Here is a 22,261-nt window from a genome sequence, read left to right as displayed (position 1 = left end):
AGCGAATCGTCTTGTGCCGTGTTACGTTGGTTAATAGCTAAAATAGTTCGTAACAGTCCGTTTTCGACCTCGTTCTTGAGAAAACCCAGAGGACAGGATGAGGCCTATATGCAGCTAGCTTTCATATATAAATATGATATTCTTTGAGATGGAAGCTCCTAAACCCGCCAAGAGGACGCGCCGGACCGCCATGGATCCGTGCCCGCCCCCCGATACGGCCACGATCGCGGTCACCCGATCCGAGCGGGATGGCGCGGTCATCGAGACGGTGGCCTCGAGCCTGCCTTCCGACCTCAGGTGCCCCCATTGCGGCGGGGAACGCCGGGCCAACGGTCGCCGCATCGTCCGCTACCGCGACATTCCAGTCGTCCGCGTGCCGCGCTTCGTGAACTGGCGCAGGCAGCACTATCGCTGCGCCGTGTGCAGCCGCGCATCCGACGAAGAACACCCCGCCTTTGAGAAGGACCGCTTCTGCACCCGAAGATTTTCCGAATGGGTGGTGAAGAAGTCGGCGACCACCACCTTCGTTAAGCTCGCAAAACGGGCCGGGATGAACCCTCTCGTGCTGCGCCGCCTGTTCCATGCCGAAACGGCCGCTCCTTCCCGCAGCCCGGCCCCACCCAGAGCATTGGCGATCGCCCTGGTCACATTGGCAGGCCGCCCTCGCCCGCTGCTGGCTGACGCGGCCGGCAACCGCATCATCGACGTCCTCGCCTCCACTGACGAACTGATGACGCATCTCGCCGCAATGGGGCGATCGGCCACCCCCGGCGTTGCCTGCGTCATCCGGGACATTGAACTGGATACGCCGGAGCTTCTGTCCGCCACCAGGTTGACTGAGCTTATGCCCGGCCTGCGCGAAAGCGGGATCGACAGCTGGTCACTCGCCCAAATGGGCCTCGCGCTCCTGGTCGCCAAATACGATGCCTGGATCAAAACCGTCGCGAGGCTGCGGGGCCGTTCACGCGCTGACATCCGCAAGAGTGTCGCGCCCGCCTACGACGCAAAGGCAATCGCGGCGGCACTGACAAGCAAATGGAGCAATGACGAACACGCCTCACCCCGTCTAGACGTCGAAAACCAGATAAGATGGCTCGCCGCTGAGTGGGGAGATCCCTACACTTCTAACAGGCGGCAGGCCGGAACCTCCCCCGAACAGACCTGGCCCAAGCCAGACTTCGAGGCCGTGGCCAGCTTCATTGCCGCAAGATCGCACGAAGTTCTCGCTTGTTACGAGGACGTAGATCTAGTGAGAACCGAGCAATGGCTTAATACAGTGCGGCACCACCACATCAAGCGAAGCCACAGCTTCGTTGCGGCTCGTATCGCGCTGCTCGATCGATTCGGTGGTTCAAGTTCAGCAGGCAGCAAGCCGATTGACGCGACCGGATGGGGCGCCTCCACCACATAATCTCGTCCGACCCATAAATGGGGATCGCGCTTCAAACTCTCCTGAATCATAAGAGCCAAGCTTTGCACGCTGCGACGCATGTCGGTGTGGCCTGTGGCGATCCAGACCCCTGACACCGCTCGGGATCGGGATCATCGTCGTCGCAGCAGCTCAAGAACCCGCTGCAGCCCCTCACCGTCGACCTCGCGGTCAACGCGAACGCGACGGGCAGCTATCGTCGATGTTCCGAATGGCGTAGGGCAGGAGGCTCGGCTGGGCCGTCAAGTGCTTGTCGCCGTTCCTGACCAGCCTGTCGGGAAGACGTCCCCGGCGGCGGCAGGCACATCGCATCCCTCGTCTCAAAACTCGTGGTGAGTCCGCTTGCCTGCACAGTACGTGACGAGCGTGGTGGGACTCAGCGGCCCCGCGACTAAATCGAGGCAAACAAGATTGGCGCAAGCAAGCGCCATCACTGCCGCCGCAGGATCGCTTTCGCCGGCCATCGACTTGAGCAACTGGCCGAGCTGGATCGGCCCCTCGTCGAGCAGGGCCTGAAGGATCCGCATCCGCAGCCCGACCGGAACGGTTAGGTCGCTATAAGTCCAGATCAAGTTGGCATTGCCGCGGCGCGGCTCGCTGCGGATTTCTTCCTCCGTCAGAATAAGCGGTTTGAGCTCGAGCTCACCTAGCGCGATCAGCATGAGGCCTTCGTCGTCGATGTCCCGCACCGGCCGCGCCGGTACGACGTCGAGGACGTAGCGACCGTCCTCAAACTCAATAATCACGGCGTCGAGCGTGACCACAGCGGACGCGACCCGAACTGACGCGATGTAATCGATTGACTGGACCCGAGGATCGAGCGTGGCCTGGATCAAAGCATCGCGCAGCGCGGGATGTCCTACCGGAACCGGGACTTTGGTCTTGGCCGAAACGAAGACAGCGGGGAGGTCCTGGGCCTTCTTTGTGTCGCACATCGATAAACCTACAACTTTCACTCAAACAAGGGGAAATGACGCAAAAGCGTTCGCCAGTGTCCGTGGATCTCGATACGCGTCATGGCCCGCCATCTCAGATTTCGACGACCAGGTTCGGATCAAAATCCCGGTTGTCCCAGATCTGCTGCGGCGGCCAGGGTCCGTAGCCTTTCGCGTTGGACATTAGACGCGTCTCCCCGATCATTATGTCTTCGGACTCGTGCGTATGACCAAAGATCCAGAGATCGGCGGGCTTCAACGTACCGCGCCCGTCATCCGCCGCTGGCCACATCAAAGCCGTGAGGTCGCTACGATAGGCCGCGTCGAGGAACTCGTCCGGCATCGGGCGATCGGAGTGCGTGCGAGGAGAGCCGGGATGCGGAGCGTGATGCGAGATCACGACCAGCTTCCCCGCGCGCGGCTTGCGCATCTCCAATTCGATGAACGCACGGGCTGCCATGTGCCGGGCCAGCGCGTGGCTCGGCCGAAAGCGCTCGGCATAGCGGCCGATACGGATCTTGCGGAAGTCATTCATGCGCTCGGACGCGACAACCATCGCACGATGCGGGTCGCCGAACAGACCGAAGTCCGTCCAGCAAGTTGCGCCGGCGAAGGTGACATCATCGATCTGGATGGCGTTATGTTGCAGGACATGGACGTTCGTGCCAGCTGCGACGGCTCGGGCCTTCTCGACCGTCCGATCGATATCAGCGCCGTAAAATTCGTGGTTTCCGGGCACGTAGATCACCGGCCGATCGGTGACGCGTTCAAGCAGCCACATCACACCCCGCTCCATCCGCGGGATCAGATCGCCAGCGACAACCATGACGTCGAACGGTGGCCGGGCATCGCCTGCCGGCAGGTCCCAGCCGCGCGTCAATTCGACATGTAGATCCGACACAACCCAGATACGCAAGCCAGTCCTCGTCATTGTCATCGTGAGCTTAGTCCCAAGCGGTGCCACCACGAGGTCCTGGAGAGAAGAAATAAGGCTGCTGGAAGTTGATCCGCCAATCATCGGGAGAGGCGCGCAATCTCACGCTCGCCGTGACGAAGTCCCAACATCGTTTCGCTTGGCTCAGAATGCGCTGTCGTGAACCCGGGCGCATCGCCATGAACCTGTCCTCACGCCTCCTTCGGTGCTGTCTCCAAGCCGCATATTGTACAGGTCCGGTTTGCGCGCTTCGCAGCGAGGTGAATGGCCTCTTCGATCTTGGCTCTGGTGTCGGCCGAAACCTCCCCTTCCCACCGAATCCAAAACAAGCCCATCTTCTGTCCGATCCCAAGAAATCTGAACGCTTCGTCCTCACCTAAGGCGGCTTCGATCGTCGCGCAGAGATCGTCCATGAGGTCGCGCCAGCCTTCCTGGTAGCGCGCATAGCCGAGTGATGATTCCGGCCTGTCGTTCTCGAAAAGGCGGGGATGCGCCTGCGCGAGATAGGTCCGCCAACTCACGATCACAGCCATCTGGCCTCCTTAATCCAAAACTGTCGGATCCTCGTCGACGGACCGGTCGCCGGTCACATCGCCGCGCCGATGGGCCCTCAGCTCAGCGAACTTCTCCCCGATCGGGGCCAACCGGCCCGTCTCGCATTGCCGCGGCGCGGCTTGCATGCGCACGCAGAAGCGCTCGCCCCGATCGCCGTTAGCCCGAGGGATGGCACCCGCGCGCAAGTTGACGCTCGGATGAAACTTGTCGGGGCACGCCAGCATGGTCTTGTTCCACCAGTTCCGATCCTGATCACAGATTTTCCGCCCATCGTCGCGAGCGAGAACAGACCATAAACATAACCATCTGCATATGTCAACGTTCATCTATGTAGCAAGCTACCTATGTAATTTTGTTATCCTCCAATATTCCTATGTCCCTCGCTACCTATGGCCATTTGGCCGAACCCTGCCTAGAATCCGGAGATTCGCCGCCGTGCGAGTCCCGTTCCCCTCACGACCGTCGGAGAGCCCATGGCTGACGCAGGTAAATCCGCAAAGCGAAGCAAGGCGCCTGCCGCCCGACAGCAAAAACGGAATTTCTTCGCGACCATGAGCTACGACGTGATCAAAGCGGTGAAGCAGGTCGCCCTCGAGGACGACACCACCGCCTCGGAAATCCTGGAGGAAGCGGCCCGCGACTGGCTCGAACGGCGCAAATACAAGGTCCCGAAGCGCGAGCCCGGTTAGTCGAAAGCCACGTGCGATCTGCGTACGGCCGCTGAAGGTAGCCCTCCGAGGGAGCTCGACCGCCTTGGCGCTCTGCGCCTGCGATGTGTCCGCACCAAGCTTCGCGCGCTCTGTCACGGCACCGGTGCCGGCCGGCGCGACCGGCACCATGTTCGCCTTGGGGCCGAAGGCAGGCTGAAGCTTCATGCGTTTCGGGCGTGCGGGACGTCGAACGCGCGCAGCGCCTTCAGCACGGCCCTCTCGGCCGGGCAAAGGCCACCGCGCAAGGCCGAGCGGCTCAGATAGAACTCGAACCAGGAGTCGCACAGCCGATCGGCGCGGCGCGGATTGCCCTCGGCGCGATCGAGGATATGAGCGAGCGTGAGCGCGCATCTGGGCTCGCCCTCGAGCGCGATGGACAGCACGGCGGTCATCGCGATGTCGGTCTTGATGCCGCGCAGCTGCGTGATCGGCATCAGCGACATCACCAACGCGATCGCGGCATCCGCATCGCCCTGCAGCGCCCGCTCCACCTCGGTGCCTTCTACTAGCTGCGCGACCTCCTCGATCGCGGAGCGGACCTCAAGGTATTCGGTTGCCCGAAACGCGTCGGCCGGCACCGACCGCCACCAGCCCAGCGGCGAGATCTGGAACAGCGCACGGACGACCGGCGAAGAGGCTTCGAGCGTCCCGCCTTCGCGCGAATACGCCGCCGGCTCGCCTGACGTCTCGAGGGTCCCGATCGAGGCGTCGTCGTGGCCGGGAAGCGCGGCTTTGCCATTTTGCAGCTGACGACTTGGTCTCCTTTGAGAATTGGACATTCGGCCGCCCTCTTACTTGGCGCCCGTGATCGGCTTGCGGCGGCGCACCCACTTGGTACCGGCGACATGCGCCCCGGCGACAAATTTGGCCGCGACCGCGGCCGAGAAGAAGGTCCATGCCACCCGGAAGCGCAGACGATCCTCGACGCCGGCGATCGGCACCACGATGCCCTTCTTGAGGAGGTCGGCACGCAATGTCTTGATGTTTCGCCGGAGGCTGGTCGTCTCGAGGTTGCGCGCCTCCGAGCCTGCGCTCACCACGAACCCTTCCGAATCGTGGTAGCCCTTCGCCCGAATGCCGCAATAGTCGAATTCCAGCTCACCTTCCGGCAAGCTCGAGATCTGCAAGCCGGTCTCGACCGCTTCGTCTGCGTCCTGATTGTCATCGATCTCGGCTTGCACGGACAGCTGGCTTGCGCGGTTGCCGTCGAAGATCCTGCAACCTGCGTCGAACATCAGGCGCCGGCCATCCGTCACAAGCCGTTCCATGGTCGCGGTGTGTTCGACAGTCCACGTCAACGCCTTCGGCTCCACGGTTCTGGCCAGGATGACGAGAGCGGCCTCTCGGGCGAGCTCCGTCAGACGATGCGCCAGATCGAGCCGCGTCGACCAAGCCAGTGCATGCGGCTCCTGCTCATGCAGCAGGTAGACTTCCGAGCCAAAGGCTCTGGCCGGCTCCAAGGTGTGCTCGGCAACACACTGGATCGCGCGGTTACTCTCGCCAATGATGGCTTCGCCATTCCCTGCAATGACGTAGCACGCGGGCCACCCTTCGGAAGCCGCCGCCAGGTCCTTGGCCATCGCCATCGGATAGGCGGTGACGGCTAGCCGTCCGGCCGGATCGCTGATCTGACGAAAGCCGCCGACTCCCCCGCGCGGGCGATAGATCGTATGCGTGTAGGCCTGTACGTCGTTGGTCTTGGTGTGAATTGTCATGGATCAGTCTCTCTGGTCATAGAGAGATCGCGAAGCCGGCGTCATCGGATCGGCCGATGCGCAACCAGACGCACTGCCAGATGTGGCGGGCCGCCGGCCGTCACCACGGCCTGCGTGGCTGCCCCGGGAAATCGCGGACGCCGAGATTGCGCCCTCGATCGGCGGGGCTGCCACGCATGCAGACGGACCGGAATCGATTCACGGGGCGCCGTCGCGCCGCATGACGTCGAGCTTCGCGATCCGTGCCTAGTCGATGGAGGGGATGAAGGGGGAAACGGACATACCGTCCGCGGAGCGCCCGAGGCCGGGTGCGATCGCATCGGACTGCGCGCGGAGCAACAAAGAGGACAGGATTAAGAGCGCCGAATCGGCGATATATTTGCAGTTAGCCATGATGACTCCAGTCAAGTCGTTGTGGTCAGGCCGCACGCTGGTGTTACCAGCACTAGCGGCGGCCGCCCTTCGCAGGAATTGCGAAGTTGATGTTTAGTATGCTGCTTGTTCACGGAATATTCCAGTGGTGCAGCGGGTACCCGAATATCCATGGTTAACGGGATCGCGAAAGACGGCCCCGGTGGCATTCCGCCATCGAGGCATAGGCATCATTCGCGGCAAGCTATCTGTCACCTTGTTCGAGAAAGGACGCATGCTTTGCGCGTCGAACACGTTGTATGACAGCCGACCGCTTTGTGGGGCCGTTGCCACCTGGCGACCACTCGCCGTTTCAATGGCGAATATCTAGCGCGAAATTGCCGTCGCACCACGATGCAAGACGGGGTGGAGGCTTCGATCTTCTCACCCTGGCTCGAGATGGGCCTTCCTCAACTTGGGTGAACTCGGGACGCTGGGTCCAGCTTTCGCGGGTCCAAAGTCACGGGAAGCTTTTCCCGTTTTACTGCCCTTTGAGGTCGGTCGCCGTATAGCACTGCCGCGGGAAATTCGGCAAACTTATGCCGGCTTGAGACCTGGGCACCGAAGCGAGGCCAAAAATGAAAGCATTCTCGCGCGCGTCAACCAGCTGATATTACGACGTTATTCCGGATCGCACTGTGTAATGCCTGCATTGTACTAGCACGCTTTGCACCGCGTCGGCGCGCAATTCCTCAGCCTCACTTCCGGCACCCGGAGGCCCGTGGGAAGCATGAGCTCGCCCAGCCCGAGTTGAAGAAATTAATCCCTGAGGTGCGAAGTCCGTACGGCATCAAAGCCAAGCACTCGAAGTCCGGCGCCATCAACCTCGACGCACTCGCCAGGGAGACCGCAGACGCACCATCCCAGTGAGCGCATCGGGACCATCGCGCTCGCGCTGGCGAAAGGTCAGGCGGAGCTTACCAGCTCTGAAAGGAAGCAGACCGCAGTCATCCGATCGCCGTTCTCGCAAGAAGACGACCGGACCTTCCGCGATGCCTCCTTGGCCTTGGGCCTTGACATCGACCGCACGACCGCAGCCGATCGAATTCTCGATTGCCGCGTAGCCGCTGTCAGGCGCGTCGCACGAATTCGGGCGGCGGGTCGGCATGCAGGTGATGTACGAGAGCCACTCCGCAGCCGGTCGGCAATCCCAGGCGGTTCAGGGGCGCTTTACGAGACGAGGCCCTTAGGCGCGGCGATCTGGATCTGGAGAGCCGGGCCGCTGACAATGAGCGTCCCGCCCGCGCGTTCCTAATCCGGCTGCCCTCCCTTCAGGGCAGCACAGCTGGATCGGTGGCACCGCCCGAGATTGCCGGGGCAGACCAGTTAACGGCCAAGATGGGCGGCAGGCGCATACCTCAAGGCAGTCCGTCGCTTCAGGCCTTGTACTTCTTGGCGAAGTCGCTCTGCGGAAGGTGCTCGACAGCCGCAAACGCGAGCCATCGGCTCGGACCGATTACGAGATCTGATGATTGGCGCATATTGCGGCTAATCGTATCGGATCGGGACGCAGGGATTCTCTGCTTCAAACGGCCACGATCAGCGAATGTCGGTATCGATGGTTGCGACTTCTCGATTTCAACCTACGCGTCGACCATTTTGACGGCGAGGGAGCGCGCAAGAACGGCGGTTTTTGGTGGACTCTCGAGATCCGACGTTCCAAGTAGGGCTGCTCTCCGATAAGGCAACAGCAGTTTCGAAATAGTGGGGGCCGCGATGTGCGGACCATGACTCGAACCCCGACTAAAGAACGGCAGCGCAGCACTTTCTAATGTCTATCTTCGTGAGCCCAGCGCTCCGCTGTCAGGTCTGGCGCTAGCCCGCGTTCGCCTTCAACCCCGCCGCCTGGATGCCGGCGACCGCGCAGGCCTCGTCATTGTCCGAGGTGTCGCCGGACACGCCCACCGCGCCGAGCAGCGTGCTGCCATCCATAATCAGCACGCCGCCGGGGACCGGCACCAGCGCGCCCTTGGCAATTGTGTTCACGGCGTCAATGAAATAGGCCTGCTCCTGGGCGCGCTGGAACAGCGCGCGCGATCCCATGCCCAGGGCGAGCGCGCCATAGGCCTTGCCGTGGGCGATCTCGGCGCGCATCAGGCTGGTGCCGTCCTGGGCGGCGGCGAGCTTGATGACGCCGCGCGCGTCCAGGATGGTGACGACAAGCGGCTTCAGCTTCAGCTCGGTGGCCTTTGCGAAGGCGGCGTCGAGGATCTTGCGGGCGGTGTCGAGCGTCAGTTCAGCCATGGTTGGGTTCCTTTGCAGCTGGAGAAGGGAAATTGGTCTTGGCGCGATCGAGGCTCATGGCCAGCACGCGCGCGACGTGAAGCGCCTCGCGCCCCGCGCCGTCGTGAATCTGGTGGCGGCACGAAGTGCCGTCGGCGACGACCAGCGTATTCTGATCCGCGCGCCGCACGGCGGGCAGCAGCGACAGCTCGGCCATCTCGATCGAGGCGTCATAGGTCTCAGTGCCATAGCCGAAGGCGCCGGCCATGCCGCAGCAGCTCGATTCGATGGTCTCGACCTTGAGCCCGGGGACGAGGCGCAGCACCTGCTCGATCGGCTTCAAGGCGCCGAAGGATTTTTGATGGCAATGGCCGTGCACCATTGCCTTGTCGGCGACGGCGCCGAGCGGCAGTTGCAGCCGGCCAGCCTCGGCCTCGCGCACCAGGAATTCCTCGAAGGTCAGGGCATGGGCGCTGACCGCCTTGGCGTCATTGTCCTTGCGCAGGGAGGCGAGCTCGTCGCGCAGCGTCAGCAGGCAGCTTGGCTCGAGGCCGACGATCGGCACGCCGCGCGCCGCGAAGGGGGCGAAGGCGGTCACGAGCCGGTCGAGCTCGGTTTTGGCCTGGTCAACGAGGCCGGCGGAGAGGAACGTGCGGCCGCAACAGAGCGGGCGGTTGCCGCTCGCAGGCTTGGGCAGATGCACGCGATAGCCGCCGGCCGCGAGCACGCGCAGCGCGGCGTCGAGGTTTTCGCGCTCATAGATGCGGTTGAACGTGTCGGCGAACAGCACGACCTCGCGGCCGCTCTCTGGTCCGACCGCTTCCGCAGGCGGCGCAAACACGTCGCTGCGGAAGGCGGGTAGCGCCCGGCGCGCACTGATGCCGGCAAACCGCTCGAACAGCTTTCGCAGCAGCGGGCTGTGATTGCGCAAATTCGCGAGTGGCGCGAGGCGTGAGGCGAGGCCGGCATAGCGCGGGAGATAGCCGACCAGGCGGTCGCGCAGCGTCAGGCCGTGGGTGGCGGCGCGTGCGGCGAGCACCTCGATCTTCATCTTGGCCATGTCGACACCGGTCGGGCATTCGTGACGGCAGGCCTTGCAGGAGACGCAGAGCTTGAGCGTCTCCATCATTTCGTCCGACGAAAGAGCGTCCGGGCCGAGCTGGCCTGAGATCGCGAGCCGCAAGGTGTTGGCGCGCCCCCGCGTCACATCCTTCTCGTTGCGCGTGGCGCGGTAGGACGGGCACATCACGCCGCCCTCGAGCTTGCGGCAGGCGCCGTTGTTGTTGCACATCTCGACCGCGCCCTGGAACCCCCCGCCGGCGCCGGGATATGCGGACCAGTCGAGCTTCGTCTTCAGCTCCGTGACGCGATAGTCCAGCCGGTAGCGGAACAGCGAGCGGTCGTCCATCCTGGGTGCATCGACGATCTTGCCGGGATTGAGGACGCCATCGGGATCGAAGCGCCGCTTCACCTCCCTGAAGTCGGCAACGAGGCGTTCGCCGAACATCGCTTCGTGGAATTCCGAGCGCACCAGGCCGTCGCCATGCTCGCCGGAATGCGAGCCCTTGTACTCGCGCACCATGGCGAAGGCTTCCTCGGCGATGGCGCGCATCGCCTTGACGTCCTTCTCCAGCTTGAGGTTCAGCACGGGCCGCACATGCAGGCAGCCCTCGGAGGCATGCGCATACATCGTGCCGCTGGTGCCGTGTTTGGCAAACACCTCGTTCAGGCGCGCCGTGTAGTCGGCGAGATGCGGCAGCGGCACGGCGCAGTCCTCGACGAACGAGACCGGCTTGCCCTCCTGCTTCATCGACATCATGACGTTGAGGCCGGCGGCGCGGAAATCGGCGATGCCGCTCTGCAGCGCCGGCTCCGTGATCTCGACCACGCCGCCCCATTTGCGCTTGTCGTTGTTCCAGCCGAAGCCGAGATCGCCCATCAATTCGCCGAGCTGCTTGAGGCGCGCGAGATTGTCCGCCTGGTCCTCTTCCGCGAATTCGACCACCAGCACGGCGTCCGGATCGCCCTTGATCGCGGCATTGATGATCGGCTTGAACATCGCGATGTCGCGGCCGAGCGCGAGCATGGTGCGGTCGACCAGCTCGACCGCGATCGGCTTGAGCTTAACTAAATGCTGGGCCGCATCCATCGCCTCGTAGAAGCTGCCGAAATGGCAGACACCGAGCGCCTTGTTGCGGATGACCGGCCACAGCTTCAGCTCGACCTTGGTGGTGAAGGCGAGGGTGCCTTCCGACCCCACGAGCAGATGCGCCATGTTGTTGCGCGCATTGCGCGGCGTGAGTGCGTCGAGATTGTAGCCGCCGACGCGGCGCTGCACCTTTGGGAAGCGTGCCGCGATCTCGTCGGCCTCGCGGGTGCCGAGATCGAGCATGTCGCGGAACAGGGCGCGCGCGCTGTCGCCAGCTTCGAGATCGGAGAGATCGCGCGACACCTCGCCGAAACGGCTCAGCGTGCCGTCGGCGAGCGAGGCCTCCATCGACAGCGTGTTGTCGCGCATGGTGCCGTAGCGAAGGGAGCGGCCGCCGCAGGAATTGTTGCCGGCCATGCCGCCAATGGTGGCGCGGGAGGCCGTGGAGACGTCGACCGGAAACCACAGGCCGTGCTTCCTAAGCTGCCGGTTCAGGTCGTCGAGCACGATGCCGGGCTCGACCACGCAGGTACGGCCCTCGACGTCGAGCGACAGGACGCGATTGAGGTGCTTGGAGAGATCGACCACGAGCCCGTCATTGACGGTCTGGCCGCATTGCGAGGTGCCGCCGCCACGCGGGGTAACTTTCAGTCCCTCGTCGCGGGCGATCGCCAGCGCCCGCAGCGCCTCGTCCATGGTCTTGGGCACGACCACGCCCGCCGGCACGATCTGGTAGAACGAGGCGTCGGTGGCGTAGCGGCCGCGGCTGAAGGGGTCGAACAGGACGTCGCCGGTCAATTCCGACCGCAGGCGCCGTTCGAGCGAGGAGGCGTTTGTCATCCCTGATCCCGGACTGACCCAGCGAAGCTCAGCCTTGCTGAGTTATTCATTATCTCTCGTGACCGATTATATTATGAATTCAAAATGAGCAAGGCAGCCGCCATCAGGGCGAGGCTGGCGCGTCCTCTTGGGGCTCGGCCAGGTGCTCGATCGCCGCGGTCCGCTTGTTGCGCAGGTGCTGGAACAGGATGTCGCTGAGCTCGCTGCCGGCGCGGCGGCGCAACGCGTCGAGGATGGCCTCGTGCTCGCGCATGGCTTCCGCCCAGCGCTGCCGCTTGCGGGCGAAATTGGCCGAGTAGCGGACGCGGCGAATGCGTCCGGCGAAGTTGGCGTAGGCGGCCTTCAGCGTCTCGTTGCGCGCGGCTGCGACGATGCTTTCGTGGATGCGCTGGTTGGCCTGGAAATAACCGTGCATGTCGCGGTGCAGATAGTGGCCGTACATCTCGTAATGCAGCTGCTCGATCGCGATGATTTCCGCATCGGTAATGGCCTCGCAGGCGAGGCGCCCGGCGAGGCTTTCCAGGCCCGCCATGACGTCGAACAGCTCCTCGAGGTCGCGCTGGCTGAGCTGGCGCACCCGCGCGCCGCGGTTCGGCAGCAGCTCGATCAGGCCCTCGGCGGCGAGCACCTTGAGCGCCTCGCGCAAGGGTGTGCGGGAAATGCCGAGCATCTCGCAGAGCTGGCGCTCGGGAACGCGCGCGCCGTCGGGAATGTTGCCTTCGACCACGTAGTCGCGCAGCCGCAGCAGGATCTCGCCGTGAAGCGAGGCCTCCTGGCGGTCACCGCCGTTTCCGGCGGGCGGGGCAAATGGAACCCCGGTGTCGGGAATCGTGGATTTCATTTGCAGCACAATAGTTTGCTCGTTTGGTCGCGTCGACGTCCACAATCGAATACCAAATTTCGATTGAAAGGACAAAAAATGAATGCAAAATAGTCGGCAACGCCGGCCAGAACGCGCCGACAGGGAGGTTTTCATGCACCAGGGACGCCATTTCCTTCAGATTCCCGGCCCAAGCCCGGTCCCCGACCGCGTCCTGCGCGCCATGGACATGCCGGTCATCGACCACCGGAGCGCCGAATTCGGCGAGCTCGGCCGGACCGTGCTCGAAGGCAGCCAGAAGATTTTCCAGACCGCGGGGCCGGTGGTGATCTTCCCCTCGTCGGGGACCGGCGCATGGGAGGCCGCGATCGTCAACACCCTGTCGCCGGGCGACAGGGTGCTGATGGTCGAGACCGGCCATTTCGCCACTCTGTGGCGCCAGATGGCGGGCCGCTTCGGCATCGAGGTCGATTTCGTTCCCGGCGACTGGCGTCGCGGCGCCGATCCCACCGTGATCGAGGCGAAGCTCGCCGAGGACAAGGCACGCGCGATCAAGGCCGTGATGGTCGTGCACAACGAGACCTCGACCGGTGCGACCAGCCGCATCGCCGATATCCGCGCCGCGATCGACCGCACCTCGCATCCCGCGCTGCTGATGGTGGACACCATCTCCTCGCTCGGCTCGGTCGACTACCGCCACGACGAATGGAAGGTCGACGTCAGCGTGAGCTGCTCGCAGAAGGGCTTCATGCTGCCGCCCGGCCTCGGCTTCAACGCGATCTCGCAGAAGGCCCGCGCTGCGTCCAAGACTAACAAGATGCCGCGCTCCTATTTCGACTGGGAGGAGATGCTGAAGCCGAACGCGAAAGGCTTCTTCCCCTACACGCCGGCGACCAATCTGCTCTACGGCCTGCGCGAGGCGATCGCGATGCTTCTCGAAGAGGGGCTCGACAACGTCTTCGCCAGGCATCAGCGGTTAGCGGCGGCCACGCGCGCCGCCGTCAATCATTGGGGCCTCGAAGTGCTCTGCCAGGAGCCGGCCGAGTTCTCGCCGGTGCTCACGGCGGTGCTGATGCCGCCGGGACATGATGCCGATCAGTTCCGCCAAATCGTGCTTGAAAACTACAACATGTCGCTCGGCTCGGGCCTGTCGAAGGTCGCCGGAAAGGTCTTCCGCATCGGCCATCTCGGCGAATGCAACGCGTTGACGCTGCTCGGCGCGCTCACCGGCGTGGAGATGGGCCTGTCGGTTGCGGGCGTGCCGCATCGCTCCGGCGGCGTCGATGTCGCGATGAAGCTGCTGGAACAGCGCCCGCAGGGCAATGCGTCGCCGCATCTGAAAATGGTCGGCACCTAAGTCGCGCGGGACATTCGAGCGGCAATCATAACAACAGCAAGTCGGGAGGGGTGAGATGGGGGTTCGGTTCAAGGCCACGCATGTCGTGCTGGCGATGCTCTGCGCGATGTATTTCATCACCTATGTCGACCGGGTGAACATCGGCACGGCGGCGAGCGAGATCCAGAAGGAGCTGGGCCTGTCGAACACCCAGCTCGGCCTCGTCTTCTCGGCCTTTGCCTATCCTTATCTGCTGTTCCAGGTGATCGGCGGCTGGGTCGGCGATCGTTTCGGGCCGCGCAAGACGCTGTTCTGGTGCGGCACGATCTGGGCGGTCGCCACCATCATGACCGGCTTCGTCAACAGTCTGGCCGCGCTGTTCGTCGCGCGCTTCGCGCTCGGCTTCGGCGAGGGCGCGACGTTCCCGACCGCCACACGCGCGATGCAATATTGGACGCCGGCGAACCGCCGCGGATTTGCACAAGGTCTGACCCATTCCTTCGCCCGGCTCGGCAATGCCGTCACGCCACCCGTGGTGGCGCTGCTGATCCTCTGGCTGACCTGGCGCGGCGCCTTTGTCGTGCTCGGCTTCGTCAGCCTGATCTGGGGCGTGATCTGGGTCTGGTACTTCCGCAACGAGCCGAAGGAGCATGCCTCCATCACCGAAGCCGAGCTTGCGGCGTTGCCGCCGCGCCCGACCGGCGAGCGGCCGCGCGTGCCGTGGGGGCCGCTGCTCGGCCGGATGTGGCCGGTGACGCTGACCTATTTCTGCTACGGCTGGTGCCTGTGGCTCTATCTGAACTGGCTGCCGCTGTTCTTCAAGAACAACTACGGTCTCGACATCAAGAGCTCGGCGCTGTTCGCCTCCGGCGTGTTCTTCGCCGGCGTGGTCGGCGACAGCGTCGGCGGCGTGCTGTCGGACAAGATCCTCGACCGCACCGGGAATGTCCGCCTGGCGCGGCTCAGCGTCACCGTTGCGGGATTTACGGGGGCGCTGCTCTCGCTGTTTCCGATCCTGTTCGTCCACGACATCACCATCGTCGCGCTGTGCCTGTCGGCCGGCTTCTTCTGCGCCGAGCTCGTGATCGGCCCGATGTGGTCGATCCCGATGGACATCGCCCCGAAATATTCCGGGACCGCCTCGGGAATCATGAATACCGGCTCGGCCTTCGCGGCCATCGTCTCCCCGCTGGTCGCGGGCTTCGTGATCGACGCGACCGGCAACTGGTACCTGCCGTTCCTGATGTCGATGGGGCTGCTGCTGCTCGGCGGCTTTTCCGCCTTCCTGATGCATCCGGAACGCCCGTTCGCGGAGGGCGAGGGCAGGTTGCCGTCCGGAAAGGTGGTGCCCGCGGAGTAGGGGGCGGCGGAGGCCCGCCGCCCATGCATGGGAGGAGCCTTAAGGAGAGGGGACAAGCCGGTCAAATGGTGCTATTCGGCGGCCATCAAAATCAAGGCAAGACCGGGAAGGACGCCGATGACCGTGCATACTGGAAGGCATTTCCTACAGATTCCAGGACCGACCAACGTGCCCGACCGCGTGCTGCGGGCGATGGACATGCCGACGCTGGACCATCGCGGTCCGGAGTTCGCCGAGCTCGGCTTCGCCGTGCTTGCCGCGATGCAGCGCGTGTTCCGCACCAAGCAGCCCGTGATCATCTTCCCCTCGTCCGGCACCGGCGCCTGGGAAGCGGCGATGGTCAACGTGTTCTCGCCCGGCGACAAGGTCCTGATGTGCGAGACCGGCCAGTTCGCCGTGCTGTGGCGCGGCATCGCCGACAAGTTCAAGCTCGACGTCGACTTCATCCCGAGCGACTGGCGCCATGGCGCCGATCTCGCCGAGATCGAGAAGCGGCTCGCGGCCGACAAGCAGCACATGATCAAGGCGGTCTGCGTCGTGCACAACGAGACCTCGACCGGCTGCGTGACGCCGCCGCTGGAGGTGCGCAAGCTGCTCGATCGCGTCAAGCATCCGGCGCTGCTGATGGTCGACACCATCTCCGGCCTCGGCTCGATGGAATACGAGCACGACGCCTGGGGCATCGACGTCTCGGTCGCGGGCTCCCAGAAGGGCCTGATGCTGCCGCCCGGCCTCGGCTTCAACGCGGTCTCGGAGAAGGCGCTCGCGGTCGCCAAGGCCAACCCCGGCATGCGCTCCTACTGGGACTGGCAGGAGGTCATCAGCTTCAACAAGCTCGGCACCTTCCCCTATACGCCCGCGACCAATCTGCTCTACGGCCTGCGCGAGGCGGTCAAGATGCTGGAAGAGGAGGGGCTGGAGAACGTCTGGACCCGCCACAAGCGCCACAGTGCGGCGACGCGCGCTGCGGTCAAGGTCTGGGGCCTGGAGACGCAGTGCGCCGATCCCGCGGCGCATTCGCCTGCGCTGACCAGCGTGCGTGTGCCGGATGGACACGACGCCGACGCCTTCCGCAAGGTGGTGCTGGAAAACTTCGACATGTCGCTTGGCACCGGCTTGAACAAGGTCAAGGGCAAGGTGTTCCGCATCGGCCATATCGGTCATTTCAACGATCTGATGCTGATGGGCACGCTCGCCGGCGTCGAGATGGGCCTGGATCTTGCAAAGATCCCGCACCGGAGCGGCGGCGTGTTGGCGGCCATGGACGTCCTGAAGGGACGCGACGTGGTGCTGATCGCCAAAGCGCAGGTGGCCTGAATCAACAACTGGGAAGTGAGCGCGCGATGAACGCACCGACGACGACCAACGAAGACCTGCTCTACTCCGTCACGGACGGCATCGCGCGGATCACCTTCAACCGCCCGCAGGCGCGCAACGCAATGACCTTTGCCATGTATGACCGCATGGCGGAGATCTGCACCGAGATCAACGCTGACCGCTCGATCAAGGCGCTGATCCTGACCGGCGCCGGCGACAAGGCGTTCGCCTCGGGCACCGACATTTCTCAGTTCCGTGCGTTCAAAACCGCGCAGGATGCGCTCGATTACGAGGCCCGTATCGACCGCGTGCTCGGCACGCTCGAGCAGTGCCGTGTGCCCGTGATCGCGGCGATCGCGGGGGCCTGCACTGGCGGCGGCGCCGGCATTGCGGCCTGCTGCGACCTCCGCATCGGCACCGAGACGACGCGCATCGGCTTTCCGATCGCGCGTACGCTCGGCAACTGCCTGTCGATGTCCAACATCAGCCGCGTCGTCTCGCTGGTGGGACCTGCCCGCACCAAGGATATGATCTTCAAGGCGCGCCTGGTCGAAGCGCCGGAAGCGCTCGCCCTCGGCCTGCTCAACGAGATCGTGCCCGACGTCGAGACGCTTCAGCGTCGCGCCGACGAGACCGCCAAGCTCGTCGCGAGCCATGCGCCGCTCACGCTCGAAGCAACCAAGGAAGCAGTGCGCCGCATCCGCCGCACGCTGTCGCGCGAAGAGGGCGAGGACCTGATCCTCAAGGCCTATATGAGCGAAGATTTCCGCGAGGGCATGGACGCCTTCCTCAACAAGCGCACGCCCGTCTGGAAGGGCAAGTAGCGAGCGCGCCGTCGAGCGCTTTCCGTCAGCCGAAAGTCATATGCGGCGACACGACCGTCTGCTTGAACTCGTCAGCAATAGTCCGCACAATGTAGCGATAACCTTCCCGGCATCACAAAGCCAATAAGAATCAGGGGACGAAACTCGTGCGAATTTCAGTGAAAGCCTTCGGCGCCGCGACCGCGCTGTTGTTGGGCACGCCGGCTTTTGCCGGCTGGGAACCGACCAAGCCGGTCGAGATCGTGGTGGCGGCCGGTGCGGGCGGTGCTTCCGATCAGATGGCGCGAATGATGCAGGCCGCGATCCAGAAGAACAATCTGATGAAGCAGCCGATGGTCGTCTCGCTCAAGGGCGGCGCCTCGGGCGCGGAAGCGCTGATGTACATGAAGTCCAGCGAGGGCGACCCGAACAAGGTGCTGATCGCCTATTCCCTGATCTACATGCTGCCGCTGTCGGCGAAGATTCCGTTCAACTGGCGTGAGCTGACCCCGGTTTCGGTGATTGCGCTCGACCAGTTCGTGCTGTGGGACAACAGCGCCGGTCCGAAGACGGTGAAGGAATTCGTCGCGGCCGCGAAGGCGGCGAGCTCGCCGTTCAAGATGGGCGGCACCGGCTCCAAGCGCGAGGATCACGTGCTGACCGTGTTCCTGGAGCAGAAGACCGGCGCGAAATTCTCCTATCTGCCCTACAAGTCCGGCGGCGAGGCCGCGACCCAGCTCGTCGGCAATCACACCGAAGCCAACGTCAACAACCCCAGCGAAAACCTCGAAGTCTGGCGCGCCGGTCAGGTGCGTCCGCTCTGCGTGTTCGACAAGGAGCGCATCTCCTACACCAGCAAGGTGACGGACACGCAGTCCTGGGCCGACATCCCGACCTGCAAGGAGGAGGGCGTCGACGTGCAGTATCTGATGCTGCGCGCGACGTTCCTGCCCGGCAAAGTGACTGCCGAGCAGCAGGCGTTCTATGTCGAGCTGTTCCACAAGGTGACGCAAACCGCCGAGTACAAGGACTACATGGAGAAGCAGGCGTTGAAGCCGATCTTCCTCACCGGCAAGGACATGGTGCAATTCCTCGAGGAGGACGATGCCACCAACAAGGCGCTGATGACGGAAGCCGGATTCGTCGCGAAGTGACCCCGCCTCCACGTCATGCCCCGCGAAGGCGGGGCATCCAGTACGCCGCAGCTTATCCGCACTCCTCGCCGCCTCTGGAATACTGGATCATCCGCCTTCGCGGATGATGACAGCGCAATTTGATTTGGCAGAGCATGTCCCAAACCGATATCGAAATCGTCGTCGACGATCCGACCGCGCCTGAAGACGACTCGCCCTCCGTCGTCGGCTCCGGCACGATCGAAATCCTTGTCTGCCTCCTGCTGCTCGCGCTGGCCATCACGCTCGGCTACGACAATTGGCGCACCGGGGCGTCCTGGGACGCAACCGGGCCCGAACCCGGCTATTTCCCGTTCTATCTCTCCCTCATCCTCGCCGGCGGCAGCCTCTACGGCCTGGTCACGGCGCTCGTCGCGCGCCGGGCTGCGTCCGGAAGCTTCGTCACGCGCGCGCAGGCGCGCCGCGTCATGGCGGTGTTCGTGCCGACGCTGCTGTTCTGCCTCGTCACGCAATTCCTCGGCCTCTATGTCGCGAGCTTCCTGCTGATCGCGAGCTTCATGCGCCTCGTCGGCAAGATCGCGCTGTGGAAGTCGCTGCTCACCGCGCTCGTGTTCACGGCGATCATGTTCGTCACCTTCGACATCGCCTTCGACGTCATCATGCCGAAGGGACCGCTCGAAGCGGCCTTCGGTCACTAAGGCGGCCCCGCGATGGAAGCTCTCGGTCTCCTGTTTCACGGCTTCGCCGTCCTGCTGACGTGGAAGACGCTCGTGCTGATGATGGTCGGGCTGGTGCTCGGCATCTTCGTCGGCGTGCTGCCCGGGCTCGGCGGCCCCAACGGCGTTGCGATCCTGTTGCCGCTGACCTTCACGATGGATCCGACCTCCGCCATCGTGATGCTGTCCTGCATCTATTGGGGCGCGCTGTTCGGTGGCGCCATCACCTCGATCCTGTTCAACATCCCGGGCGAAGCCTGGTCGGTCGCGACCACCTTCGACGGCTATCCGATGGCGCAGCAGGGAAGGGCGGCGGAGGCGCTGACCGCGGCGTTCACGTCCTCCTTCATCGGCTCGCTGGTCGCAGTGCTCCTGATCACCTTCCTCGCGCCGATGATCTCGTCCTTTGCGTTGAAATTCGGCCCGCCCGAGTTCTTCGCGGTGTATCTGCTCACCTTCTGCTCTTTCGTTGGCCTCGGGCGCGAGGCCAAGCACAAGACGGTCATCTCGATGTCGCTCGGGCTGCTGCTCGCCGGCATCGGCATGGACACGGTGTCGGGCAATCTGCGCATGACCTTCGGCTCGGCCGAGCTCTTGCGCGGCATCAACTTCCTCGTCGCCGTCATCGGCCTGTTCGGCATCAGCGAGATCCTGCTGACGATGGAGGAGCGTCTGGCATTGCGGGGACATGCCGCGAGCATCTCGCTGCGCGTCGTGCTCAGCGTCTGGAAGGACCTGCCGAAATACTGGGTGACGCTGCTGCGCTCCTCCTTCATCGGCTGCTGGCTCGGCATCACCCCGGGCGGGGCGATCGCCGCGTCCTTCATGGGCTACAATCTCGCCAAGCGCTTTTCCAAGGATCCCGAGAGTTTTGGCAAGGGCCGCATCGAGGGCGTGTTCGCGCCGGAAACGGCAGCGCATGCCTCCGGCACCGCGGCGCTGCTGCCGATGCTGGCGCTCGGCATTCCCGGCTCCGGCACCGCCGCGATCCTGCTCGGCGGCCTGATGGTGTGGGGGCTCAATCCGGGCCCGCTGCTGTTCGTCGAGCACAAGGACTTCGTCTGGGGGCTGATCGCCTCGATGTATCTCGGCAACGTCGTCGGCCTCGTGCTGGTGCTGACGACGGTGCCGATCTTCGCCTCGATCCTGCGGGTGCCGTTCGCGGCGGTGGCGCCGATGATCGTGGTGTCCTGCGCGATCGGCGCCTATGCGATCCAGAACGCGATGTTCGACATCTGGCTGATGCTCGGCTTCGGGGTCGTCGGCTATGTCTTCAAGAAGATCGGCATTCCGCTCGCGCCGTTCACGCTGGCGCTCGTGCTCGGCAACCGCGCCGAGGATGCCTTCCGCCTGTCGATGATCGGCTCCGGCGGCGACCTCAAGGTGTTCTGGTCGAACGGGCTGGTCGGCTCGATCACGACGCTGGCGCTCGTGCTGCTGTTTTGGCCGGTGATCGACGGGTTGCTGGGCCGCGTCGGACTGACGCAGCGGACCAGAGCGACATCGCGCTAGGAAGCAATCTCTCCGTGATTCAAATACATAAGGGCGATGTCGCGATAGTCCTAGGCATTACACGCCCGCGAGGCCGAGGTGCCGTCTGACGAAAGCTTGCAGATTGCCACCAGAAAACAGATGGCCGGCCAAGCCGGCCGCCTGCGCCGCCTCCATGTCGCTGTCTTTGTCGCCGATCACCATGCTGCGCGTCATGTCGACAGGAAAGCGCTTGAGAAGGTCGGTGATCATGCCGGGCGCCGGTTTGCGTCGGTCGCTCGTACGGCAATAGCGCGCGACGGTACCATCGGGATGGTCGGGGCAGTATTCGAACGCGTCGATATGCGCGCCAGTCCGCGCCATCTGGTCCGCCATCCAGCGGTGCAAGGCGACGACGTGGTGCTCGCCGTAGTAGCCGCGAGCGACACCGGACTGGTTGGTGATGACGAAGGCAAAATAACCGGCGTCGTTGACGTCTTTCACGGCCTCGCGTGCGCCCTCGATCCATTCGAGCTTGTGCGTCTCAAACGTGTAGCCTGAATCGTGGTTGAGCACGCCGTCGCGATCGAAGAATACGGCCGGCCGCCGCAACTTCTCCGGCAATTCGCGATCGGCGCGCGCGAAGTCGTCGGGAGTGCCGATGTCGATGAAGTAACCGCGATAGGCCGTGCCCCGCAGCGCGCCGGACGCGGCAAGGCCGGGGAATACATCCTGCTCGAGGGAGGCGGGAAGCGTCGTGATGTCGGCGAGGATGGATTTGCTGACAACGTAGATGCCGGCATTGGCCGGTCCTGTGGCGCCCGCGCCGGGACCAATGAAGTCACGCACGGTGTTACCGTCGAGCACGACGCGGCCGTAGCGGTCTGCGACGACGTCGTCCCGCAACGCCATGTGAACGCCCCCGCCATGGGCGCGCGCGACCAGGTCGAGCAGGTTGAAGTCGAACAGCGAGTCACCGTTGAGCAACAGGAAGCGGTCGTGCAGCAGGTCGCGCGCATGCATTAGCGCGCCGCCGGTGCCGAGCGGCTCGACCTCGCGCGACACGAGGATCTTTGCCCGGCCCCTGGTCGCGCCGCCATAATGGGTCTCGACGATCTCGGCTTTGTGTCCCGCGAGCAGGAGTATCTCATCGAACACGTCATAGCGCACGAGCTCATCGATCAGCGTGTCGAGAAACGGCCGCCCGCCGATGTCGAGCATTGGCTTCGGAACCAGCTTGGTGCGCTCACCCAGCCGGGTGCCTAGGCCTCCGGCGAGGATGACGGCCTGTCTCAACATGATGTGTCCTTCTGATGGCATGGACGTCGGATCGTAACGCCACCTGCGGTGATGCGAGAAGCTATTTTCGTCGAACTTCCATATCAGCGCGAACGGGAAATGCGAA

18 protein-coding genes and 1 pseudogene are annotated in these 22,261 nt (G+C 64.0%); 9 read left to right on the top strand and 10 right to left on the bottom strand.

Going from position 1 to position 22,261, the window contains the following annotated elements; all coding sequences use genetic code 11:
* Nucleotides 1–190: 190 nt before the first annotated feature.
* Complete coding sequence (locus tag E4K65_RS48710; RefSeq protein WP_235885642.1) at nt 191–1,411, top strand: hypothetical protein; 1,221 nt, start codon at nt 191–193, stop codon at nt 1,409–1,411.
* A gap of 29 nt (nt 1,412–1,440) precedes the next feature.
* Here the strand turns inward: E4K65_RS48710 and E4K65_RS50020 are convergent.
* The 4 genes and pseudogenes from E4K65_RS50020 to E4K65_RS14620 all read right to left on the bottom strand — a co-directional run.
* Nucleotides 1,441–1,527 (bottom strand): annotated as a pseudogene (locus tag E4K65_RS50020) (hypothetical protein); the annotation flags it as partial.
* Between the two features lie 222 nt (nt 1,528–1,749).
* On the bottom strand, nt 1,750–2,364 hold the full coding sequence (locus tag E4K65_RS14630; RefSeq protein ID WP_135174763.1) for a hypothetical protein: 615 nt from the start codon (nt 2,362–2,364) through the stop codon (nt 1,750–1,752).
* 94 nt (nt 2,365–2,458) lie between these two features.
* Nucleotides 2,459–3,382, bottom strand: coding sequence for a metallophosphoesterase (locus E4K65_RS14625; protein WP_347340957.1), 924 nt, complete (start codon nt 3,380–3,382; stop codon nt 2,459–2,461).
* A 107-nt stretch (nt 3,383–3,489) separates the two neighbouring features.
* A complete protein-coding gene (locus E4K65_RS14620) occupies nt 3,490–3,831 on the bottom strand; it encodes a hypothetical protein (protein ID WP_135174762.1) in 342 nt (113 codons plus the stop codon).
* A 495-nt stretch (nt 3,832–4,326) separates the two neighbouring features.
* On the opposite strand from E4K65_RS14620, the gene E4K65_RS14615 reads away from it, so the two are divergent.
* Nucleotides 4,327–4,542 carry a hypothetical protein gene (locus tag E4K65_RS14615; RefSeq protein ID WP_135174761.1) on the top strand — a complete coding sequence of 72 codons (216 nt, stop codon included), beginning with the start codon at nt 4,327–4,329 and terminating at the stop codon, nt 4,540–4,542.
* Between the two features lie 182 nt (nt 4,543–4,724).
* Here E4K65_RS14615 and E4K65_RS14610 read toward each other — a convergent pair whose 3' ends face one another.
* The 5 genes from E4K65_RS14610 to E4K65_RS14590 all read right to left on the bottom strand — a co-directional run bounded on the left by E4K65_RS14610 (nt 4,725) and on the right by E4K65_RS14590 (nt 12,742).
* Nucleotides 4,725–5,342, bottom strand: coding sequence for a hypothetical protein (locus E4K65_RS14610; protein ID WP_135174760.1), 618 nt, complete (start codon nt 5,340–5,342; stop codon nt 4,725–4,727).
* Nucleotides 5,343–5,354: 12 nt separating this feature from the next.
* Nucleotides 5,355–6,149: a DUF4357 domain-containing protein gene (locus tag E4K65_RS14605; RefSeq protein ID WP_135174759.1), complete on the bottom strand. Its 795-nt coding sequence runs from the start codon at nt 6,147–6,149 to the stop codon at nt 5,355–5,357.
* Between the two features lie 2,355 nt (nt 6,150–8,504).
* Complete coding sequence (locus E4K65_RS14600; RefSeq protein WP_135174758.1) at nt 8,505–8,933, bottom strand: GlcG/HbpS family heme-binding protein; 429 nt, start codon at nt 8,931–8,933, stop codon at nt 8,505–8,507.
* A complete protein-coding gene (locus E4K65_RS14595) occupies nt 8,926–11,901 on the bottom strand; it encodes an FAD-binding and (Fe-S)-binding domain-containing protein (protein WP_135174757.1) in 2,976 nt (991 codons plus the stop codon). Before E4K65_RS14595 ends, E4K65_RS14600 begins: the two co-directional genes overlap by 8 nt.
* A 103-nt stretch (nt 11,902–12,004) precedes the next feature.
* Nucleotides 12,005–12,742, bottom strand: a complete 738-nt coding sequence (locus tag E4K65_RS14590; protein ID WP_167770812.1) for a GntR family transcriptional regulator — start codon at nt 12,740–12,742, stop codon at nt 12,005–12,007.
* A 133-nt stretch (nt 12,743–12,875) separates the two neighbouring features.
* Between E4K65_RS14590 and E4K65_RS14585 the strand changes: the two genes are divergently transcribed.
* The 7 genes from E4K65_RS14585 (at nt 12,876) to E4K65_RS14555 (ending at nt 20,898) form a co-directional block, all read left to right on the top strand.
* Nucleotides 12,876–14,078 (top strand): pyridoxal-phosphate-dependent aminotransferase family protein, encoded by a 1,203-nt coding sequence (locus tag E4K65_RS14585; RefSeq protein ID WP_430649029.1) that lies wholly within the window; start codon nt 12,876–12,878, stop codon nt 14,076–14,078.
* Nucleotides 14,079–14,133: 55 nt separating this feature from the next.
* Nucleotides 14,134–15,417, top strand: a complete 1,284-nt coding sequence (locus tag E4K65_RS14580) for an MFS transporter (RefSeq protein WP_135174754.1) — start codon at nt 14,134–14,136, stop codon at nt 15,415–15,417.
* A 117-nt stretch (nt 15,418–15,534) separates the two neighbouring features.
* Nucleotides 15,535–16,734: a pyridoxal-phosphate-dependent aminotransferase family protein gene (locus E4K65_RS14575; RefSeq protein ID WP_167770811.1), complete on the top strand. Its 1,200-nt coding sequence runs from the start codon at nt 15,535–15,537 to the stop codon at nt 16,732–16,734.
* Between the two features lie 26 nt (nt 16,735–16,760).
* A complete protein-coding gene (locus E4K65_RS14570; protein WP_135174752.1) occupies nt 16,761–17,558 on the top strand; it encodes an enoyl-CoA hydratase/isomerase family protein in 798 nt (265 codons plus the stop codon).
* A gap of 146 nt (nt 17,559–17,704) precedes the next feature.
* Nucleotides 17,705–18,691, top strand: coding sequence for a Bug family tripartite tricarboxylate transporter substrate binding protein (locus E4K65_RS14565; protein WP_135174751.1), 987 nt, complete (start codon nt 17,705–17,707; stop codon nt 18,689–18,691).
* A 134-nt stretch (nt 18,692–18,825) separates the two neighbouring features.
* Nucleotides 18,826–19,368 (top strand): tripartite tricarboxylate transporter TctB family protein, encoded by a 543-nt coding sequence (locus E4K65_RS14560; protein ID WP_135174750.1) that lies wholly within the window; start codon nt 18,826–18,828, stop codon nt 19,366–19,368.
* 12 nt (nt 19,369–19,380) lie between these two features.
* A complete protein-coding gene (locus E4K65_RS14555; RefSeq protein WP_135174749.1) occupies nt 19,381–20,898 on the top strand; it encodes a tripartite tricarboxylate transporter permease in 1,518 nt (505 codons plus the stop codon).
* 57 nt (nt 20,899–20,955) lie between these two features.
* On the opposite strand, the gene E4K65_RS14550 is transcribed toward E4K65_RS14555, so the two are convergent.
* Nucleotides 20,956–22,155 (bottom strand): HAD-IIIA family hydrolase, encoded by a 1,200-nt coding sequence (locus E4K65_RS14550; RefSeq protein WP_235885641.1) that lies wholly within the window; start codon nt 22,153–22,155, stop codon nt 20,956–20,958.
* Nucleotides 22,156–22,261 lie beyond the last annotated feature (106 nt).

It is taken from the genome of Bradyrhizobium niftali (assembly GCF_004571025.1).
Taxonomy (GTDB): Bacteria; Pseudomonadota; Alphaproteobacteria; order Rhizobiales; family Xanthobacteraceae; genus Bradyrhizobium; species Bradyrhizobium niftali.
The sequence above is the reverse complement of the archived record's forward strand: the minus strand, read 5'-3'. Positions and strand labels throughout refer to the sequence as shown.

Bases quoted from the DNA above. Each gene is read 5' to 3' on its own strand.
- E4K65_RS14555 (WP_135174749.1), top strand. From the start codon at position 19,381: ATGGAAGCTCTCGGTCTCCTGTTTCACGGCTTCGCCGTCCTGCTGACG.
- E4K65_RS48710 (WP_235885642.1), top strand. From the start codon at position 191: ATGGATCCGTGCCCGCCCCCCGATACGGCCACGATCGCGGTCACCCGA.
- E4K65_RS14605 (WP_135174759.1), bottom strand. From the start codon at position 6,149: ATGGCGATGGCCAAGGACCTGGCGGCGGCTTCCGAAGGGTGGCCCGCG.
- E4K65_RS14575 (WP_167770811.1), top strand. From the start codon at position 15,535: ATGACCGTGCATACTGGAAGGCATTTCCTACAGATTCCAGGACCGACC.
- E4K65_RS14630 (WP_135174763.1), bottom strand. From the start codon at position 2,364: ATGTGCGACACAAAGAAGGCCCAGGACCTCCCCGCTGTCTTCGTTTCG.
- E4K65_RS14580 (WP_135174754.1), top strand. From the start codon at position 14,134: ATGGGGGTTCGGTTCAAGGCCACGCATGTCGTGCTGGCGATGCTCTGC.
- E4K65_RS14550 (WP_235885641.1), bottom strand. From the start codon at position 22,155: ATGTTGAGACAGGCCGTCATCCTCGCCGGAGGCCTAGGCACCCGGCTG.
- E4K65_RS14585 (WP_430649029.1), top strand. From the start codon at position 12,876: ATGCACCAGGGACGCCATTTCCTTCAGATTCCCGGCCCAAGCCCGGTC.
- E4K65_RS14560 (WP_135174750.1), top strand. From the start codon at position 18,826: ATGTCCCAAACCGATATCGAAATCGTCGTCGACGATCCGACCGCGCCT.
- E4K65_RS14620 (WP_135174762.1), bottom strand. From the start codon at position 3,831: ATGGCTGTGATCGTGAGTTGGCGGACCTATCTCGCGCAGGCGCATCCC.
- E4K65_RS14570 (WP_135174752.1), top strand. From the start codon at position 16,761: ATGAACGCACCGACGACGACCAACGAAGACCTGCTCTACTCCGTCACG.
- E4K65_RS14600 (WP_135174758.1), bottom strand. From the start codon at position 8,933: ATGGCTGAACTGACGCTCGACACCGCCCGCAAGATCCTCGACGCCGCC.
- E4K65_RS14625 (WP_347340957.1), bottom strand. From the start codon at position 3,382: ATGATTGGCGGATCAACTTCCAGCAGCCTTATTTCTTCTCTCCAGGAC.
- E4K65_RS14595 (WP_135174757.1), bottom strand. From the start codon at position 11,901: ATGACAAACGCCTCCTCGCTCGAACGGCGCCTGCGGTCGGAATTGACC.
- E4K65_RS14610 (WP_135174760.1), bottom strand. From the start codon at position 5,342: ATGTCCAATTCTCAAAGGAGACCAAGTCGTCAGCTGCAAAATGGCAAA.
- E4K65_RS14590 (WP_167770812.1), bottom strand. From the start codon at position 12,742: ATGAAATCCACGATTCCCGACACCGGGGTTCCATTTGCCCCGCCCGCC.
- E4K65_RS14615 (WP_135174761.1), top strand. From the start codon at position 4,327: ATGGCTGACGCAGGTAAATCCGCAAAGCGAAGCAAGGCGCCTGCCGCC.